This window comes from Leucobacter alluvii, from assembly GCF_039530485.1.
Classification (GTDB): Bacteria; Actinomycetota; Actinomycetes; order Actinomycetales; family Microbacteriaceae; genus Leucobacter; species Leucobacter alluvii.
Genome location: NZ_BAAAOP010000003.1, coordinates 28060 through 45616, shown reverse-complemented (window position 1 = coordinate 45616; position 17557 = coordinate 28060). Strand labels below are relative to the sequence as shown.

Annotated in this window: 19 protein-coding genes; 9 read left to right on the top strand and 10 right to left on the bottom strand. The window is 64.6% G+C overall.

The window, feature by feature from the left end; translation table 11 throughout:
* The first annotated feature begins 445 nt into the window (after nt 1–445).
* The 3 genes from ABFX18_RS02220 to ABFX18_RS02210 all read left to right on the top strand — a co-directional run bounded on the left by ABFX18_RS02220 (nt 446) and on the right by ABFX18_RS02210 (nt 3436).
* Nucleotides 446–1156, top strand: a complete 711-nt coding sequence (locus ABFX18_RS02220; RefSeq protein WP_346057229.1) for a tyrosine-type recombinase/integrase — start codon at nt 446–448, stop codon at nt 1154–1156.
* Nucleotides 1146–1481, top strand: a complete 336-nt coding sequence (locus ABFX18_RS02215; protein ID WP_346057228.1) for a helix-turn-helix domain-containing protein — start codon at nt 1146–1148, stop codon at nt 1479–1481. Before ABFX18_RS02220 ends, ABFX18_RS02215 begins: the two co-directional genes overlap by 11 nt.
* Nucleotides 1482–2164: 683 nt before the next feature.
* Nucleotides 2165–3436, top strand: coding sequence for a hypothetical protein (locus tag ABFX18_RS02210; protein ID WP_224779602.1), 1272 nt, complete (start codon nt 2165–2167; stop codon nt 3434–3436).
* Here the strand turns inward: ABFX18_RS02210 and ABFX18_RS02205 are convergent, their stop codons facing one another.
* The 6 genes from ABFX18_RS02205 to ABFX18_RS02180 form a co-directional block, all read right to left on the bottom strand.
* A complete protein-coding gene (locus tag ABFX18_RS02205) occupies nt 3437–3754 on the bottom strand; it encodes a thioredoxin family protein (protein WP_346057396.1) in 318 nt (105 codons plus the stop codon).
* Nucleotides 3755–3766: 12 nt separating this feature from the next.
* Nucleotides 3767–5764 (bottom strand): heavy metal translocating P-type ATPase, encoded by a 1998-nt coding sequence (locus tag ABFX18_RS02200; protein WP_346057227.1) that lies wholly within the window; start codon nt 5762–5764, stop codon nt 3767–3769.
* Nucleotides 5722–6081 (bottom strand): Cd(II)/Pb(II)-sensing metalloregulatory transcriptional regulator CmtR, encoded by a 360-nt coding sequence (cmtR, locus tag ABFX18_RS02195; protein WP_346057226.1) that lies wholly within the window; start codon nt 6079–6081, stop codon nt 5722–5724. The genes ABFX18_RS02200 and cmtR overlap by 43 nt, the downstream gene beginning before the upstream one ends.
* Nucleotides 6082–6511: 430 nt before the next feature.
* Complete coding sequence (locus tag ABFX18_RS02190; RefSeq protein ID WP_428833630.1) at nt 6512–6853, bottom strand: metal-sensitive transcriptional regulator; 342 nt, start codon at nt 6851–6853, stop codon at nt 6512–6514.
* A gap of 2 nt (nt 6854–6855) precedes the next feature.
* Complete coding sequence (locus tag ABFX18_RS02185; protein ID WP_428833620.1) at nt 6856–9078, bottom strand: heavy metal translocating P-type ATPase; 2223 nt, start codon at nt 9076–9078, stop codon at nt 6856–6858.
* 73 nt (nt 9079–9151) lie between these two features.
* Nucleotides 9152–9412, bottom strand: coding sequence for a YHS domain-containing protein (locus ABFX18_RS02180; protein WP_031290215.1), 261 nt, complete (start codon nt 9410–9412; stop codon nt 9152–9154).
* A gap of 189 nt (nt 9413–9601) precedes the next feature.
* Here ABFX18_RS02180 and ABFX18_RS02175 point away from each other — a divergent pair, with 189 nt between their 5' ends.
* The 5 genes from ABFX18_RS02175 to ABFX18_RS02155 all read left to right on the top strand — a co-directional run bounded on the left by ABFX18_RS02175 (nt 9602) and on the right by ABFX18_RS02155 (nt 13590).
* Nucleotides 9602–10090, top strand: a complete 489-nt coding sequence (locus ABFX18_RS02175) for a DUF6153 family protein (RefSeq protein WP_346057225.1) — start codon at nt 9602–9604, stop codon at nt 10088–10090.
* Nucleotides 10091–10184: 94 nt separating this feature from the next.
* Nucleotides 10185–10790 carry a DUF305 domain-containing protein gene (locus ABFX18_RS02170; protein ID WP_346057224.1) on the top strand — a complete coding sequence of 202 codons (606 nt, stop codon included), beginning with the start codon at nt 10185–10187 and terminating at the stop codon, nt 10788–10790.
* A gap of 153 nt (nt 10791–10943) precedes the next feature.
* Nucleotides 10944–11783, top strand: coding sequence for a F510_1955 family glycosylhydrolase (locus ABFX18_RS02165; RefSeq protein ID WP_346057223.1), 840 nt, complete (start codon nt 10944–10946; stop codon nt 11781–11783).
* A gap of 560 nt (nt 11784–12343) precedes the next feature.
* On the top strand, nt 12344–13384 hold the full coding sequence (locus ABFX18_RS02160) for a DinB/UmuC family translesion DNA polymerase (RefSeq protein WP_346057222.1): 1041 nt from the start codon (nt 12344–12346) through the stop codon (nt 13382–13384).
* Nucleotides 13381–13590, top strand: a complete 210-nt coding sequence (locus tag ABFX18_RS02155) for a hypothetical protein (protein ID WP_346057221.1) — start codon at nt 13381–13383, stop codon at nt 13588–13590. The genes ABFX18_RS02160 and ABFX18_RS02155 overlap by 4 nt, the downstream gene beginning before the upstream one ends.
* Before the next feature lie 472 nt (nt 13591–14062).
* Here the strand turns inward: ABFX18_RS02155 and ABFX18_RS14210 are convergent, their stop codons facing one another.
* Entirely contained in the window at nt 14063–14698 is a 636-nt protein-coding gene (locus ABFX18_RS14210) for a tyrosine-type recombinase/integrase (protein WP_428833619.1), read from the bottom strand.
* On the opposite strand from ABFX18_RS14210, the gene ABFX18_RS02150 reads away from it, so the two are divergent.
* Nucleotides 14699–15451, top strand: a complete 753-nt coding sequence (locus tag ABFX18_RS02150; RefSeq protein ID WP_200331573.1) for an SDR family NAD(P)-dependent oxidoreductase — start codon at nt 14699–14701, stop codon at nt 15449–15451.
* On the opposite strand, the gene ABFX18_RS02145 is transcribed toward ABFX18_RS02150, so the two are convergent.
* Genes ABFX18_RS02145 through ABFX18_RS02135 form a run of 3 tightly spaced genes read right to left on the bottom strand, consistent with a single transcriptional unit; the run spans nt 15448 to nt 17518 of the window.
* Entirely contained in the window at nt 15448–15981 is a 534-nt protein-coding gene (locus ABFX18_RS02145; protein ID WP_346057220.1) for a GNAT family N-acetyltransferase, read from the bottom strand. The two genes, ABFX18_RS02150 and ABFX18_RS02145, sit on opposite strands and share 4 nt — an antisense overlap.
* Before the next feature lie 20 nt (nt 15982–16001).
* Complete coding sequence (locus ABFX18_RS02140; RefSeq protein ID WP_346057219.1) at nt 16002–17048, bottom strand: cation diffusion facilitator family transporter; 1047 nt, start codon at nt 17046–17048, stop codon at nt 16002–16004.
* Nucleotides 17045–17518 carry a transporter substrate-binding domain-containing protein gene (locus ABFX18_RS02135; RefSeq protein ID WP_346057218.1) on the bottom strand — a complete coding sequence of 158 codons (474 nt, stop codon included), beginning with the start codon at nt 17516–17518 and terminating at the stop codon, nt 17045–17047. Before ABFX18_RS02135 ends, ABFX18_RS02140 begins: the two co-directional genes overlap by 4 nt.
* Between the last annotated feature and the right edge of the window lie 39 nt (nt 17519–17557).

Here is a 17557-nt window from a genome sequence, read left to right as displayed (position 1 = left end):
ACAGGGTGATGCACTGTCCCATACTTTGTTGCATCTAATGCAAGATTTTGGGGCTTCTCCAGCGGCGCTTCGGCTGATCACGTCAGCATCGAACGTCGCACTGGCGAACCCGGAAGCGCAGGTTTTCAGCGCGATGATCGATGGTTGGCGGAACCAGCAGCTGTCGCGCGGACTCCGTGAGCAGACGATACGGAACCGGACGGCGACGGTGACGCGGTTCCGTGATTTCGTGGACAAACCGCCATGGAGGTGGACGGTCGCGGATGTGGATGAGTTCACTGCTGAGTCCGGCGGTCGCACTCGGACGCTGTCGACGATGCGCGCCAACCATGGGTCTATCCGTGGGTTCTGTGATTACCTCACGAACCCGTTGTACGACTGGATGGAGATCTGCGATCGCGAGTTTGGGGAGGTCCCCTCGCAGGTGTGTCTGCCGTGGAACACGGTGGCGCATCGGTTCGAGTTTGAAGGCGATGGGAAGCGTCGCCCGTTCACGTACGACGAGATTGAGCGCCTGTTTGACACGGCCGACGCTCGCGTCGAGCTGCTCGTGAGCTCCGGGAGAAAGGGTGCGCTCGGCGCGTTGCGGGATGCCCAGTTGCTGAAGACGGTCTACGCGTTCGGTCTGCGCCGCACTGAGGCGGTGATGCTCGATACCGTCGATTTGCACCACAACGCGAAGATGCGGCAGTGGGGGCGCTACGGCGCGGTTCACGTGCGATGGGCGAAGGCGGCGGGCGGTGGCGCGCCACGACGTCGCACGGTGCTGCTGGTGCCGGAGTTCGACTGGTGGGTGCCCGGAATGCAGCAATGGCTCGAGCAGGCCCGGGCCCGTTTCGCGCCCGGAGACCGCCTCGACGCGCTCTGGGTGACCGAGCGCCGTACGCGTCTGTCTGCTGGGTATCTCGACCGGAGGTTCGCAGAGCTGCGTGATGAAGCCGGCCTGTCGAAGGATCTGACGCTGCACAGCCTCCGGCATTCCTATGTCACGCACCTTCTGGAGTTCGGGTACGCCGATCGATTCGTCCAAGAGCAGGTCGGGCATATGCATGCCTCGACGACCTCGATCTACGCCTCCGTCAGTTCGGACTACAAGAACCGCGTGCTCGCCGAAGCGCTGAAGGCCCTCATCGAAGGAGAAGTTGATGACCGTTGAGCTCGACACCGGTTGGAATCTGCGCAGCGTGATGGCTTCGCGCGGGATCTTCCAGACCTCCAAGCTGAAGCCCCTGCTCGAAGAGCGCGGCATCGACCTGTCCCGGGAGCAGATCTATCGGCTGGTGACTCAGCCGCCACAGCGGGTGCGTCTTGACGTGTTGGCGGCGTTGTGCGATGCACTGGAGTGCTCGCTCAACGATCTCGTGACGATCACTCGCCGGGAGGCCTTGGCCCCGGTGGCGGTGGGCGAGGAGGCGACACGGGGGTCGATCGGTGATCTCCGTCCTGTTCGCGCGGCGATTCGTCGGCCGCGTACGAAGTAGCCGCGGTGGCCAAGCCTCCGCAGCTGCCGCGAGTCGCTGAAGTCGTCGCTCTCGTCCACCCTCTCGTTCCCGAAATCTCTCGCGAGCGAATCGCTGAGATCGTGCATTCGGTTGCGCCAGTACCCCTCACGCAGCGGCTTCTTGAGCTCGCGCTGATCAAGCAGCCCGGAGTCCTGGAGGGGCAGCATGCGAACGTGCCGGTGACCGTTCAGGATCTGGCCCGCGCGCTGGTCGAAGAAGGGGCAAGCCGGGTGATGCTGCCGACGTGCGAGTCCTGCGGACGCGCGGTGAGAATGCCCCACAAGACGCCGGGCGGTGGTCGGCACTGCTCCCGATGCGAGCGGAACGCCCGGTCCGTCTCGTGCGCGTCCTGTGGCCGGGTCCGGCCCGTGCAGCGCACGATCGACGGACAGCGCTTTTGCCGTGACTGTTGGCGAGCCGACCCTCGATCGTTCGGCGACTGCTCGCGGTGCGGTCAGCATGCGACCATCATCGTCCGTCGCCCGGAACTGGTCTGTCTGGCCTGCTACACCGCACCGATCAAGACCTGTGGTCTCTGCGGAGAACCTGGCCGCGTCGCCTCCCACCTCGACGGACGACGAGTATGCGCGCGCTGCTACTACGCGATGCGCAGACCACAACCTTGTCCCGAGTGCGCGCGCAGGGTGTTCCTGACCGGCTTCATGAATGGCCAGATGGTCTGCGCCGACTGCGCGGGTACTCCGATCACGATGGCCTGCCCCGGATGCGGCTCGATCGAGGAGATCCGCAAACATCACCTCTGCGTCGAGTGCCGCCGGCCCGTCGCGATCCAGCAACTGCTCGCCGACGATGCGGGAGAGATCCGCGCGGACCTCCACCCCCTTGCTGACTATCTGCTCACGCACCATGGCAAAGCGGCGTCGCTCGAACGCTGGCTGCACAAGAGCAAGTGCGCGATGGTGCTCCGCGAGCTCGCGGACGGGACCCTGCCGCTCACCGCCGAGGCGATCATCACCCGAGCCCGGTCGGGACAGTCGGTCGCGTTCCTCCTCTCACTGCTGGTCCGTTCCGGCGTGCTGCCGGAGCTCGACGTCGAGGGCACGCGTTTCACCCACTGGCTCAACGACTGGCTCGATGGCATCGACCATCCCGAGGACCGGTTGATCCTGCGCCGATACTGCACCTGGGAGCTCCTCCGATCCACTCGGGCACTGCGCATCGCGTCCAGCCCTGCTTCCGGATTCCAGAGGCAACGGACTGCGCTGAAGTACTGCGCCGCGTTCCTTGGAGAGATCCGGTCGCACCAGGAGACGCTGGCGACGTTTCCGCAGCGCCTACTCGACGCGCATCTGACCGATTCGCCCAGCCAACGCGACGCGCTGGCACCGTTCACTCGCTGGCTGCGAAAGCACCGGTTGAGCACCCTTCGCGTCGAGTTTCGAGCCCATCGCCTCGAAGGGCGAGACTATGCCTCCGACCACCGATGGCAGATGGCCCGCAGGTTCCTGTCCGATGCCGACATGGACCCGAAGACCCGGGCCGCGGGTCTCCTCGTACTGCTCTACGGCATCCAGCTGACCCGCATCGTCACGATCACCCGGGCACAGGTCGATACGAGCTCGCAGCCCGTGACGCTCACCGTCGGAGCCGAGCCGATCAAGGTCCCAGAGATCCTCGGCGACGCCATCGTCGAGCTCGTCGATGCCACAAAGGGCCATCCTGAAGGATGGCTGTTCCCCGGCAGGAACCCAGGCCGCCACCTCACCCCGGGCCCACTGAGCCGTCGTCTTCGCGCCGAAGGCTTGCTTGCCGGGAGCGCCCGCACAACAGCGCTCATCGAACTCACACGGCAACTGCATCCCCGGATCGTCTCGGACCTCCTCGGCATCACGACGGCGTCCGCTGCCTCATGGTCACGTCTCGCCGGCGGTGAGTGGTCCGATTACCCGGCTCTTCGTTCCACCCGCGCCTGATCAAGCATCACCCGTCAGCGCTCGCCCGGAAATCGCCTCGCGCAACTGCTCGACGGTCGGAGACCCTCCCAGCCCGGCAGGGGTACTAAACACCCGGCAGGCGAGCCCGACCGGCGCGTGCTCGTCTGCGAAGGGATCGACCCCGTCGACGAGAACGGTCGGTGACCCGTGGAACCCGAGTCGCACAGCGTCCTCCGGGGTCTCGACCAACTGACGTGTGACGCGGACATCTGATCGGCTGTCGAGCAGCCCAGCAAGCCGACGATCGAGTATCTCCCAGTTCGGGCACCCGTCGAAGTATTGCAACGTAATCTCGATGACCAACTCCTCTCAGTTCCGACCCGCGTGGACCGCGACAGGTGAAGAAGGCGTTACCGACGACAGCGCGGGCGACTTGGCGCGCGCGGCGCGCAGGCCGTTAAGGATCACGATGACCTCAGCGATCTCGTGGACCAGGACGACGGCGGCCAGCCCCAGGACTCCGAACAGCGCGAGTGGGAGCAACGCGGTGATGATCAGCAACGACAGGAAGATGTTCTGGTTGATGATCCGCCGACACCGGCGGGCGTGGTCGAACGCCCGCGGAATGAGGCGCAGGTCGTGGCCCGTGAACGCGACATCGGCGGACTCGATCGCTGCGTCGGAACCGGTCGCTCCCATCGCGATGCCGATGTCCGCGGAGGCGAGGGCCGGGGCGTCGTTGATGCCGTCGCCAATCATCGCGACCGATCCCGCCTTCGACAGCTCACCGATTGCCGCTGCCTTGTCCTCGGGACGCAGCTCCGCACGCACATCCTTGATGCCAGCCTGTGCGGCGAGGGCGCGTGCGGTGCGGGCGTTGTCGCCGGTGAGCATGGTCATGTCGATGCCCTGATCCGCGAGCGTGCGGACGACTTCGGGAACTTCGGGGCGCAGTTCGTCGCGGACACCGATCGCCGCGACCGGGAATCCGTCCCGGTGGACGATCACGACGGTCATGCCCTGTTCCTCGAGACCCGCGACCCGGTCTCCGAGCTCCCCGGCGTCGAGCCAGCGGGGGCTGCCGACGGTGATTCTCGACCCGTCGACGGTGCCTTCGATGCCGTGCCCGGCCTTCTCGGTCACGTCTACAGCTGCCGCAATGCCCGGAGTCGCAGCGGTGATAGCGGAGGCGAGGGGATGCGTGCTGTGCTGTTCCAGCGCCGCCGCCCAGGCCAGCGCCTGTGTCTCGGTCACGCTGTTCGCGGTGAGGACGGCGGTGACCGCGGGCTCGTTGCAGGTGAGGGTGCCGGTCTTGTCGACGGCTACATGCCGGACCGTGCCGAAGCGCTCGAAGACGGCTCCGGATTTGATGATCACGCCGAACTTGCTCGCCGCGCCGATCGCGGCGACGACCGTCAGCGGAACAGAGATCGCCAGCGCACAGGGTGAGGCTGCGACTAGCACGACGAGTGCGCGGGTGATCCACATCTCCGGGTCGCCCAGCAGCGATCCGAGGATCGCGACGAGGGCGGCGAGGATCAGCACACCGGGCACCAGCGGGCGAGCGATCCGGTCCGCGAGACGAGCACGCTCGCCCTTCTCCGTCTGCGCCTGCTCCACCAGTTCGACGATCGTGGTTAGCGAGTTGTCGGTACCCGCCGCGGTCGTTTCGACCTCCAGTGCGCCGGCGCTGTTGATCGCGCCGGCCGACACCGCAGCGCCGGGCTCGACCTCAACCGGGATCGATTCCCCGGTGATCGCCGAGGTGTCCAAGCTGGAACGCCCCGCCCGGACGATCCCGTCGGTCGCGATCCGCTCACCCGGACGGACCACCATGACCTGGCCGACCGTCAGCTCCTTCGCCTGAACCTGCACGGATACCCCGTCGCGCAGCACTGTCGCCGTCTCCGGCACCAGCTTCAGCAGCGCCCGCAGCCCTCCCCGGGCGCGGTCCATCGCCTTGTCCTCGAGGGCCTCTGCGATTGAGTATAGGAAGGCCAACGCTGCGGCCTCCTCGACGTAACCGAGAATGACCGCGCCGATCGCGCTGATCGTCATCAGCAGCCCGATCCCGAGCTTGCCCTTTAATAGCTTCCGGATCGCGCCAGGAGTGAACGTCGACGCGCCCAGCAACAGGCCGGCCCAGAACAGCACGAGCGCCGGGATCTCGAGGCCGGACCATTCAAGGATTAGACCGGTGAGGAATGCGACACCTGAAAAGACCGGCACCATGATGCCGCGGTCCTTCCACCAGGGTCGCCCCACCTCTTCATTCTCATCATCCGCCGCAGTAGCAGGCTCGTGTTCGCAGCCACACGCCGCGCTCACGCGTCCGCCCCCGTCCCGCAGCAGCAAGGTACCGTGCATGCTGAGTCCACGCAAGGTGCGTGCTCATCGACAGCCAGCGTCACGTCCACGAGGGAAACGAGCGCAGCAGCAAGGTGCGGATCTGCGATCTCGTAGCGAGTCTGGCGACCCTCAGGCTCAGCGACCACGACCCCGCAGTCGCGCAGGCAGGTGAGATGGTTAGACACGTTCGAGCGCGTCAGCTCCAACTCGCGCGAGAGCACGGCCGGGTAGCTCGGACCATCGAGCAACGTCATCAGGATCCGGGATCGCGTCGGATCCGCCATGGCACGGCCGAGCCGGTTCATGACGTCGAGGCGTAAAGCAATAGTCAGCACACGCTGAACTATACAGCACTGACTGATCAATCAGTGCTCCACCGCCAAGCGACACAGCACCCGATATCTGCTGAACACGCGATTCAACGATGCGGCTCGGCAGCGAGATCGCGACCCACAGTTGCGCCTCGATGCGTCAGCGTCTGGCATCCCGGCGGGTTCGAGCGGAAGAACTCGTCATCGAGCATTTTCGCCTGCTCTTCGGTAAGCGTCGTGCCTTGTGCGCGGAGAGGAAGATGCATGACAGTCAGCCTGCGCCAATCACGATGTTTCCCGACTCGGGGCGGCTGTGAATAGGTCGCAGCTCAACGAGGCGGCGTTTGGCACTGCGGACGCGCGCATGTATGAACGCCGCAGACGTTGTGACCTTTCGTGAAACAGGCAGTCAGAGCGTCGATCACAACCTCCGCGTGATTCCGCGGCTCTCACCTCACCGGACGAGGCGGCCGATGGCTTGAGATGCCTCTCGTATTTTCTCTTCGGCAGTGTCCCCGCCTGCGCGGACGGCGTCTGCGACGCAGTGGCGGAGGTGGTCTTCGAGGAGTCCGATGGCGACGCCTTGCAGGGCGCTGGTGAGTGCGGAGATCTGGGTGAGGATATCGATGCAGTATTGCTCGTCTTCGACCATGCGGTGCACGCCACGTGCTTGGCCTTCGATGCGTTTGAGTCGGGCGAGGTAGCGGGCTTTGTCGGTGATGTAGCCGTGCTCGCCGTGGTCACACGAAGCTGCAGGTTTAATGACGTCGGTCATCGTCTTCTCCTGATTCGTCATGGTCATCGGTCGAGGATGGCGCGAGTCGTGGTCTCAGGACGAAGGTCCAGGCGCCGCAACAGCTGCGCGTTGAGCGCGACGACGATCGTGGACAGCGACATGAGGACGGCGCCGACCGACATCGGCAGCACGAACCCGATAGGGGCGAGGGCACCGGCTGCGAGGGGGACGGAGATGAGGTTATAGCCCGCAGCCCACCGGAGGTTCTGTTTCATCTTTCGGTACGCGGCGCGGGACAGTTCGATTACCGAGAGCACGGAGCGGGGGTCGTCGCTGGCGAGGATGACGCCGGCCGAGGCGATCGCGACATCCGTGCCCGCGCCGATTGCGAGCCCGACGTCGGCTTGGGCGAGTGCGGGAGCGTCATTAACACCGTCGCCGACCATCGCGACTTTCCGACCTTCTCGCTGAAGCTCCTGGACCTTCGCGGCCTTGTCTTCTGGACGGACCCCGGCGAAGACCCGGTCGATGCCGAGATCTTGAGCGACGGCATGTGCGACGGCCTCTGCGTCTCCGGTGATCATGACCACTTGCACGCCGAGGACGTGGAGCGCATCGACCGCTTCGCGCGACTCCGAACGCACCTCATCGGCGAGCTTCAACGCACCAATCACACGCCCGTCTTGAATGACGTGGAGGATGATGGCGCCGTCCGTGCGCCAGGCGTCGGCAATGGGGAGTTCGTCTGCGCCTTCCTCCGTGAGAAGGTGCGGTCCACCGACGCGGATGGTCGACCCGTCGACGGTTGCAGTGACGCCAACCGCGGGAGATGAGGTGAAGTCGCGACTTCCGGGCACCGTGAGCTTCTTCTCGGCAGCGGCACGGACAATCGCCTTCGCCAGGGGATGCTCACTGTCGACTTCCGCGGCGGCCGCCAGCGCAAGCACCTGATCCGCGTCGCCCCCGTCGGTGATCGATACTTCGGAGACGACAGGCTCGCCTTTCGTGAGAGTTCCGGTCTTGTCGAACAACACAGTGTCGACAGTGCGCATGCTCTCCAACGCCAGCCGGTCCTTGACGAGGACGCCACCGCGCGCGGCCCGCTCGGTCGCGATCGACACGACTAGCGGGATGGCCAGACCGAGCGCGTGGGGGCAAGCGATCACCAAGACGGTGATCGTGCGGATGACGGCGGCATCCGGGAATCCCACCAGGGTCCATACGAGCGCGGTGATGGCCGCAGATCCGAGTGCGAACCAGAACAGCCATCCGGCGGCGGTGTCGGCGAGTCGCTGGGCGCGGGACGAGGAGCTCTGCGCTTCGGTCACCAGGCGTTGGATGCCGGCGAGGGTGGTGTCATCACCGATCGCAGTGATCTCAACACGCAATCCCGAATCGGTGGCGACAGTGCCCGCTGTGACCGGATCACCGCTGCCGCGGGTGACCGTGCGAGATTCACCGGTGACCATGGACTCGTCCATCGACGCGCGTCCATCGACAATGCGCCCATCCGCGGGGACGCTGCCTCCGGGCCGAACGACGACAACATCGCCGACGACAAGGTCGGCGGGTGAGACGACAACGACCTCGCCATTCTCGACCCGTTCCGCCTCATCCGGGAGGAGAGCGGCCAGAGAGTCGAGGGCGGAGGTGGTCTGGGCGAGGGAGCGCATCTCGATCCAGTGACCGAGCAGCATGATGACGATGAGGAGCGCCAGCTCCCACCAGAAGTCGAGCTCGTGATGCAACATCCCTAGGGTCGCACCCCACGATGCGAGGAATGCGACCGTGATTGCGAGGCCGATGAGGAGCATCATCCCGGGCTTTCGGGAGCGGATCTCGCTGACGGCGCCGACGAGGAACGGTTTCCCGCCCCAGACATACATCACCGTTCCCAGCACCGGAGACACCCACATGATCCCGGAGATGTCCGGGAGAGAATAGCCGAGGATCATCGAGAACATGCCCGACAGCGCAACGGTCGGGACCGCCAGGACGAGCATGATCCAGAACAACCGGCGGAACTGCCCGACATGGTCGCCGTGCCCCGCATGACCACCGTGCCCCTCGTGGGCCCCGTGAGTGTCGTGCCCTCCATCGGTGCCGTGCGCACCGTGAGACATCGTGTCGGGATGTGTATGGTGCGAGGAGCCCGATGTCGCGGCATCGGCCACATCCGTATGGGCATGATGCGCCATCTCATGATGGGACTCGTGCTCCGCGGGTGTGTGGGACTCGTGATGTCCGTCGGTGTGTTCAACGCCGTCGTGGTGCGAGTTACTCATGGATCGATCCTCCTCGAAATAGTGACGCTAAACAGGGGTGTTTGGTAGCGAGTACCGCGGGGGTGGTGCGTGTTCAGGCGGCGGCAACGTACTTGGCGGGGTCCGCGTCGAAGCGGGGGCCGCATGCTGCGCAGCAGAAGTAGTAGCGGGCGCCCTCGTAGTCACGGAACAGGCCCGCGGCTTCTGCGTCTGCTTTGACGACGGTGCTGCCGACCATCACCGGGCATTCAGCGAGCTCGTCCGCGGATGGGGCGAGCAGATCCTTGCGCCCATCGGCCGCGACCGCCACGTGGCTGTTATGACTGCAGCAGGATCCAGCGGGGGAATCGGACATATTGTTTTCCTCTTTCAGGCTTGCGGCTCGACTCTGACACGCACAACCATATACCCCCCCGGGGGTATTCCTGTAGAGTGAGCGGAACAGGCTTCACCATCATCGCGTGACGGTTTGGTGAGTGAGATCCGCTCATTGTGTCAGACCCATCACTCAACCGTCGGCGGTGGGCATCTCCCCAGGGTGTTCGTGAAGTTGGTGGTGTTAGCGGGGGAGAAGGAACGGAGGGCCGAGCATATGCAGATCACGCTACGCATCGCGCGTCAGCAGCTATCGTTGCGTGCCCTGTTGCTGATCGCCGGTGCCGCACTCATGATCATCGTGGGGCTGCTTGGCATGCACACCTTCAGCGCCGACGTGGCAGACCACGACGCCCACCATTCCGCGACAGCGTCAACAGCCCCCGAGCACTCCACCCCGATGGCGGCCACCTCTGACATCAGCGGCGCTATCGCGTGTGATGACACCTGTCTGATGGGAACCGGGCAAAGCCATTCGGACATGGTCACCGCGTGCGTCCTCGCATTGCTTGCAGCTCTTCTTCTGCTGGTTCGCCCGATGCTTCTGGAGCATCTCGGCCCGCCCCAGCGGGCGCTGGCGTCGTCTTTGCGGTTGCGGGCTGTGAGCATCCTGCCGCGCACACCCTCACTCATATTCCTTTCGATTAGTCGAACCTGATCGGTCATCGTCGGCATCTTGCCGACACCCCGGCGTCGCCCTCTGCGCGGCGCTGTGTCCACGACCCCTCATATCTCATTCGAAGGATTTACTCATGAAGAAGCTTCCCCTTGCCCTCGGTGCTGGCGTGTTCAGCCTCGCTCTCGTTCTCACCGGCTGCTCTGACGCATCCGCGCCGACAGGCGAGAACACTGCACCGTCGGACACCTCATCGACCGTCACGGCAAACGACGCCGATGAGATGTTCGTGACGATGATGATCCCGCATCACCAGCAGGCCATCGAGATGGCCGACATCGTTTTGGCGAAGGATGGACTCGACCCGGCCGTCGCGGAGCTCGCTCAGCAGATCAAGGATGCCCAAGGCCCGGAAATGGAGCGGATGCTCGGGTGGCTGGACGACTGGGGCGTCGAGTACGAACCCGACGACATGGGTGGCATGGACCACGATTCAATGGACGACTCCGGCGACGGGATGATGTCCGAAGAAGACATGGCAACGCTGGAAGAGGCAGACGCGACGCAAGCGAGCCGCATCTTCCTCGAGCAGATGATCGTGCACCACGACGGCGCCGTGGATATGGCGCGCACTGCTCTCGAAGACGGTCAAAACCAGGACGTCCTTGACCTTGCCCAGCAGGTGATCGACGACCAGACCGCCGAGATCTCCACCATGCAGGACCTCCTCAACGAGCTCTGACGCACCCCGGGCGGGCCGACACTCGACACGACCCGCCCGGCCCCGTCGTAACCTCACACAGCAGATCTCGACGCGAACCCCCTCTGCCGCGCACCCTACGACCCGTGATCTGCCGTCTCGTAGGGCCCTCTACTCACTTCTCTCGGAGCACCAATGAACCGCCTCCTGCCCCTGACCACGCTCACCGCACTCGCTCTCGTTATTACCGGATGCGCCAACACCCCAACCACCGAACCCGACGCTGCCACACCCCGTATCGAACATGTCCACGGCATCGCCGAAGACCCCCGCGGCACTGACCTGCTCGTCGCCACCCACAACGGCATCTACGCCGTCACCCCGGACGGGGAGGTCTCCGGCCCCATTGGCAGCCACGACTTCGACGCGATGGGATTCACCATCGCCGAAGACACCTTGTTCGCTTCCGGGCACCCCGGCCCCAAAACCGCCGCAGAACTCGGCGCCCCCAACCTCGGCATCATCCAAAGTGACGACTACGGCCAGACCTGGTCACCCGTCGCGCTCAACGGCAGCACCGATTTCCACGTCCTCACCGCCGGCCCCGACGGCACCCTCTACGGAATCGCGTCCAGCGACATCGAGCTCCTCATCAGCACCGACGGCGGCCACGAATGGACAGCAGGAACATCGATCGGAGCGGCAGATCTCGTCGCCACGGACAACGGCATCTACGCCGCAGCCGAAGAAGGACTCCTGCGCAGCGACGACCACGGTATGACATTCGTCCCCGTCGAGGGCGCGCCACTGTTATACATGCTCGACGCCCGCCCGGACGGCGTCCTCGTCGGCGTCGGCACGGACGGCGCTCTGTGGGAACAAGACGCCGACCAGACCTGGCAACGCCTCGAGGCCGTCGACGGTGCTGTTCAGGCCTTCGCCGCGATCGGCGATGAACGAATCGTTCTCGTCGACGATCGAGGCATCGTCGACATCATCGCAGATGACACCACCGTCCTCAGCCCCGCACGGTAGGCAACGCTTTACTCTTCGGATCGAGGCATCATGAAACAGCGAAAGAATCCTCTTAGCACCCCGGTGATCTTCATCACCGCCGCGACCATCGCCCTCATAGTCGTGGCGATCGCGAGCTACCTCGCTATCGGGGCGATGTTCCAATGACCCCCCACCTACACCCAGACGGGAGACCCACGGATTCATTGCGGCACCTCCGGCCTCTTGCTGACATCTCGCTGTCCCCGTCTGTAACGACATCGACGGTTCCACATAACGAACGGACGCACCGCCGGCTCGTGCGCCTGGGACGAGTGCTGTTGGTGCTCGGACCGGCGCTCATCATGAGCCACATCCTCAGCGATACACAGTTTGCTGGCGAGACCGCGGTGTGGACATACACCCTGGCAAGCTACGACGTCGCTGTCGTCGTCACGATCATTGGAGCAGCACTCACCTGGCGAACCCCACCCGCCGAGCAGATGCGCAGCAGATGATCGAGCAGGCACTGGCCACTGCGATCCTCTGCGCCCGGTTATCGTCGTCGTCGTCATCTGGACTGGGGTCGGATAGTTCCCGAATTGTGCACTCTTGAACAATCGTCACTACCAGTAGAGATTATCGGCAGGTACTCCGCTTGGCAGGAGGTGTACTCGATCGACGAGTCCTTCATCGGTCTGCACGGCACGGTCGCCGAGCTCACCGCGATCGGGCACGAGATCCGCATCGAAGTACTCCGCTGCACCGGGATCCCCGTCCGGGTCGGTATCGCCCCGTCAAAGACGCAGGCCAAGCTCGCGTCCCGAGGCGCGAAAGCCGACCTCTCACTCGGCGGAGTGTGCCACTTGGGAGCGTACTCCCCCGGCTGGTTGGAACGCATTCTCGCCGGCACGAAGACGACCGACCTCTGGGGCATTGCCGGCCGTACTGGGAAGCGCCTCGCCGCGATGAGCATCTTCACCGCGAAGGATCTCCGCGATGCGGACGCGAAGTGGATCAGGAAGAAGTTCTCCATCGTGATGGAGCGCACCGTGTTCGAGCTGCGAGGCATCCCGTGCATCCCGCTCGAGGAGCAGCCGCCCCAGAAAGACCAGCTGATGTTCTCGCGCTCGTTTTCGCAGCCCGTCACGACGAGAGAGTCGATGCAGCAGGTGCTGTCGATCTACGCGCAGCGCGCGAGCAGCCGGCTACGTGAGCACGCCCTGGTCGCCGGCGTCGTATCCGCGTGGGCGTCGACCAGTCGCTTCCGCGAGGGGGAATTCCATACCGCCCACGTGGCCGTTGGGATGCCGACCGAGACGGATGACCCGGTGGGCCTGGCGAAGGCCGCGTTTACAGTGCTCCCGAAGATTCGCCCGGGCTCTGACTATGTGCGAGCGGGCGTCGTGCTCACGGGGTTGCGGACGAAGACGAACGTCACTCCCCTGGCTTTGTTCGAGCCGGAGTATGAGGGGCGGCGGATCGGGGAAACGCTCGATGCGATCACTCAGAAGCTCGGCCCGCGCGCAATTGGAATCGGCCGCGGCGGGCTCCGGGGAGCTCCGGTGTGGACGATGAAACGAGAGATGCTGTCCAGGCGTGCCACAACGCATTGGGATGAGATGTGTGAGGCGAAAGCATGAAGATCAGATCGAGTGATGATTTCGGGCAGGACCGTTCCCGGTTTGATGCGGCGGCCGCCGATGAGACCCTGGCGGAACTCGACGCACAGGATGCGGCGGGCGAGCTCGAACGGCATGCGTATTTCCTCAAGAAGCGCGCGTTGGTGCGTCAGTTCGTGAAGGCAACGACGAACCCCTCGCGCCGGCTTGGCAGCGAGGGGTTCTGACAGCCTGACAGTTAGAGTGCGGGTCGGCCACGGCGGAGGTTCTCTGCACGCGGCTGGAGGCGTTCTCCGTTGTTGTAGGCAGGTTCGATGCGGTGGATTTCAGCTTCGAGCGCCTGCGATACAAATTGATTTATCCCCCTATGTTCTCTCGCTCGATAAGGCGTTGCATGATCTCGACTGTGAGTGCGTGCATGTCTTCTGCGACATTGGATGCTGATCGCGTAACGCGCTCCCCGGCTTCAGGTTCGCCGCGGCGGATCTTGCACCATTCCGTTGCTTCTGCGCGAACTCGTCGAGCTCGGGCACAAGCTTTCCATATCGCCGCGCCTGTCGTGCGACCGAAACGGAGCGATGGACGTGGGTGATAACTGATTTTGTTTATCCGGCTGGGCAACCTTGCTTCCGTCGCGGAATCTGCACAATGGCCAGTTAACAATCCCGAAACGCAAGGCGCCTAGCTGGAAGATATTGGTCATCCAGCGACCAGGTCGACAAGTCGTCGGAGTCTCGCTGAATCCGTCTTCACGTAGCGCTGAGTGGTCTCCGGGCTCGCGTGCCCCAGCAATTCCTGAACGGCGAACACATCATGGTCGATTTGATAGGCCCGCGTTGCAAAGCGAGCTCGCAGAGTGTGTAGGGTCCACCCCTCCTCGAGGACTTGGGATGCGAGCCGTCCCACCCACTCCACCGAGATATGGCCTTGCACGGCTCCAGGGAACAGCCAACCTCGGTCTGCTGCCAAGAGGCGAGATGCGAGACCCATTGGCAATGGCACTAGTCGCTGCTTCTCACCCTTACCATTTACAATTAGAGACCATCCGACGAGGTCTTCAATGAGATCCCTTCCCGTGTGAATGGTCGCGATCTCGCCTCGGCGAAGCCCGCACTCCCCTGCTAGGCGCAGAATCAGCCTCGTGCGATCGTCTCCTCGGGTGAGCGCACGATGATACTGGCGGTCATCTGCCCAGGGTAGCCCCGCGGTTGTCAGCTGACTAGATGGGGCGTGCGGGATCGCGGTTAAGCTGGAGGCAGCGATCCACGCGGGCGAACACAGTCTCGCGATCCGACGCGCAGGCGGTCCGTGGATCGGGACGTAGAGGAGCAACACATGGCATTTGCAGACAAGGTTGCGATCGTTACGGGTGGCGGATCCGGCATTGGAGAGGCCACCGCCAAGGAGCTTGCCGCGCACGGCGTGAAGGTCGTCATCACGGACATCAAGCTCGACGCGGCTCAGCGCGTCGCCGACGAGATCACGGCCGCTGACGGGACCGCGGTGGCGATCCAGGGCGATACCGCGAACGCTGAGGACAGCCGCAAGGCGGTGGAGTTCGCCGTCGAGACATACGGCAAGCTCAACTACGCGTTCAACAACGCGGGCATCGGCGGACCCTCGGCACCGACTGGCGAACTCGACATCGACGGGTGGGACACCGTGGTGGGGATCAACCTCAGCGGAGTCGCGTACGGTCTCCGCTACCAGATCCCGGCCATTCTGGAGGCGGGAGCGAGCGAGGGTGCGATCGTCAACATGGCGTCCATCCACGGCGCCGTCGCGGCACCCGGCAACTCCGCGTACACCGCTACGAAGCATGCGGTTGTCGGACTGACGAAGAACGCTGCAGCGGAGTACGGCCCGGCCGGCCTCCGCATCAATGCCGTCGGCCCCGGCTACATCGACACGCCGCTCCTCGCCGGAGCCCCGTCCGAGGTGAAGGACGGCCTCATCGCCAAGCACCCCCTCGGACGCCTCGGTCGCTCCGAGGAGATCGCGAAGGTCGTGCGGTTCCTGCTCTCAGACGACGCCTCGTTCGTCACCGGGGCCTACTACCTCATCGACGGCGGATACACGGCCGTCTAAGTTCGATGCGCGGTGCCCTCCGAGTCTTCGGAGGGCACCGCGATCATGAGCACCCGCCGACCGTAGCGGTCGAGGTCGAGCGACTCTTCGACGGCGACAAGTGCCCGCTGGAACGGTGTCGCGGGATCCCGCTCGGCGAATCCCATCGTTTGGTAGAACGGCGCGTTCCAGGGTACGTCGGCGTACGTGCGCAGCGACATCGTGGGGTAGCCCCGTTCGGCCGCCTCGCGCATCGCGGCGGTGACGAGCGCACGCCCGATGCCCTGCCTCGTGTGCGCAGGAGCGACTGAGAGCTGCTCCAGATGGCAGCCGTCCTCGGTCTCCAGCACGTGCACGAACCCGGCGACCGCTGCGTGTCCGGTTTCGGCCACCAGCATGTACCCCGGCTCGCGAATCCGGCTCTCCCCCGTTGGCGCCGGTTCCCAGCGTTCGGGTCGCAGCAGATCGATGAGGAGCTGATCCGCCGCGTTCTCGACCTTCTCGATCTCAGACAGATCCGGAGCATGCGCGAAGCGGATACTGAAGGCCATGGGCCCAGCGTACGGCTTCTTCAGTCTGCGATGGTGATGCCGAGGTGCTCACCCGGCCCTCGACGCGCGCTCACGTTGCGCTCGGATTGGCGCACGTCGCGCGAACCGCCGACTTCTTCGGGGAGCTCGTCGATGGGAACGAGCACGATGTCTTGCACCTTCCAGTCGATGTCGATGCACCTGTCCCGCGCCGCCATCAGCTGGCGCAGCGTGGGCGACTCGTCCGGCTGGGGCACGATGAATGCTTCGACGTGGAACACATGTCCCTGATCGCGCACTCGGGATCCCACCTCGCTCGTCCACGGAAGGCCTCGCAGGTACGCGTCGACTTTCTGGGCGACCGGATGCGGCTCGTCGTCGTCGAAGGTGGTCGCCCGCGTGTCCATCAAGTCGGTGATCGCGGCCCGCAGGTTCTTCATGCCGTCCCAGAGAATGCTGCCGGCGATGAAGAGCGCGGCCGCCGCGTCCGCCCACCACAGACCGATCCCGATGCCGGCGACCCCCACGATGGACCCCGCAGCGGTCATCCAATCCGCCTTGTTCATGTCGGCATCGGCGTAGAGCACTTTGTCGTGCAGCTCTCGGGCGAGCTTCATTTTCACGCGGCCGAAGTAGATCGGGAGCGGAATGGTGAGCGCCATCACGGCCATCATGAGCCATCCGAGCCAGATCGGCTGACCGAACAGCACGATCGTGCCGATGGGAGGCTGCTCCCCGCTGACCAGGCCGGTCAGCGAGTCGACGATGAGAAAGGCTCCCATCGCGAACAACGCGACGCCGGCGACGAGATGCGCGACGCCGACGCTGCGGTGGAAACCGTAGGGATACTTCTCCGTCGGGCGCTTGTTCACGATGCGCACTGCGAGCAGAAACGCGATCGGTGGTGCCAGTGATAGGAGATCCTCGATCCAGGCCGCCTTCATCGCCTGCGAGCTCCCCATGACGAGGAACACGAGGGTGATCGCGACCGCGAGGAATGCGAGCGTGTACCACTCGAAGCGGATCGCACGACGAAGTGCGGCCTCCTGCGCCGGAGGAAGTTCGGTGCGCCCGAAGTGCGTCGTCACGGTGTCGCCCCCTCGGCCAGCAGGAACTCTTCGAGGGCCACGAGCAGCGCGTTCTCTCCCATGCGAACGGCCATCACGTGCTTCTCAGCGGTTCCGTCGCGCTCTTGCTCAGCATAGGGAACCGTCAGAGCCCCGTAATCGATCCACGGAGTCTCGTCGGTCAGTCCACCGATGACGATATCGAGTTCGCCGCGTTCGAGGGCCTTGAACAGCTGCTCCTCGCCATTCTCCGTCCATTCGATATCGGCATCGATGCGCTCGGCGAACTTCTGCACGAGTTCCGGTTCGGTGCCGGCCGGGCTCGCATCGTCGAACGTCTCGACCCAGGGCGGACTGTCGGAGACGCCGATGCGGAGCGTTCCGTTGGTGGCGCGCTCGAGCGTCCCCTCCGGATCGGCGGGAACCGTGGATGAACAGCCCGTGAGGAGTGCCAGGCAGGCGACCGCCGCCAGGCTCAGAAATCTGCGCATACCCGACCATATTCAGATTCATCCCGCGGTCTCAACTCG

What these genes read in the sequence shown, in the direction of transcription:
- ABFX18_RS02210 (WP_224779602.1), top strand. Translation starts at nt 2,165, where the DNA reads ATGAATGGCCAGATGGTCTGCGCCGACTGCGCGGGTACTCCGATCACG.
- ABFX18_RS02190 (WP_428833630.1), bottom strand. Translation starts at nt 6,853, where the DNA reads ATGACGAATCAGGAGAAGACGATGACCGACGTCATTAAACCTGCAGCT.
- ABFX18_RS02180 (WP_031290215.1), bottom strand. Translation starts at nt 9,412, where the DNA reads ATGTCCGATTCCCCCGCTGGATCCTGCTGCAGTCATAACAGCCACGTG.
- ABFX18_RS02150 (WP_200331573.1), top strand. Translation starts at nt 14,699, where the DNA reads ATGGCATTTGCAGACAAGGTTGCGATCGTTACGGGTGGCGGATCCGGC.
- ABFX18_RS02145 (WP_346057220.1), bottom strand. Translation starts at nt 15,981, where the DNA reads ATGGCCTTCAGTATCCGCTTCGCGCATGCTCCGGATCTGTCTGAGATC.
- ABFX18_RS02185 (WP_428833620.1), bottom strand. Translation starts at nt 9,078, where the DNA reads ATGAGTAACTCGCACCACGACGGCGTTGAACACACCGACGGACATCAC.
- ABFX18_RS02135 (WP_346057218.1), bottom strand. Translation starts at nt 17,518, where the DNA reads ATGCGCAGATTTCTGAGCCTGGCGGCGGTCGCCTGCCTGGCACTCCTC.
- ABFX18_RS02215 (WP_346057228.1), top strand. Translation starts at nt 1,146, where the DNA reads ATGACCGTTGAGCTCGACACCGGTTGGAATCTGCGCAGCGTGATGGCT.
- ABFX18_RS02200 (WP_346057227.1), bottom strand. Translation starts at nt 5,764, where the DNA reads ATGCACGGTACCTTGCTGCTGCGGGACGGGGGCGGACGCGTGAGCGCG.
- ABFX18_RS02165 (WP_346057223.1), top strand. Translation starts at nt 10,944, where the DNA reads ATGAACCGCCTCCTGCCCCTGACCACGCTCACCGCACTCGCTCTCGTT.
- ABFX18_RS02155 (WP_346057221.1), top strand. Translation starts at nt 13,381, where the DNA reads ATGAAGATCAGATCGAGTGATGATTTCGGGCAGGACCGTTCCCGGTTT.
- ABFX18_RS02170 (WP_346057224.1), top strand. Translation starts at nt 10,185, where the DNA reads ATGAAGAAGCTTCCCCTTGCCCTCGGTGCTGGCGTGTTCAGCCTCGCT.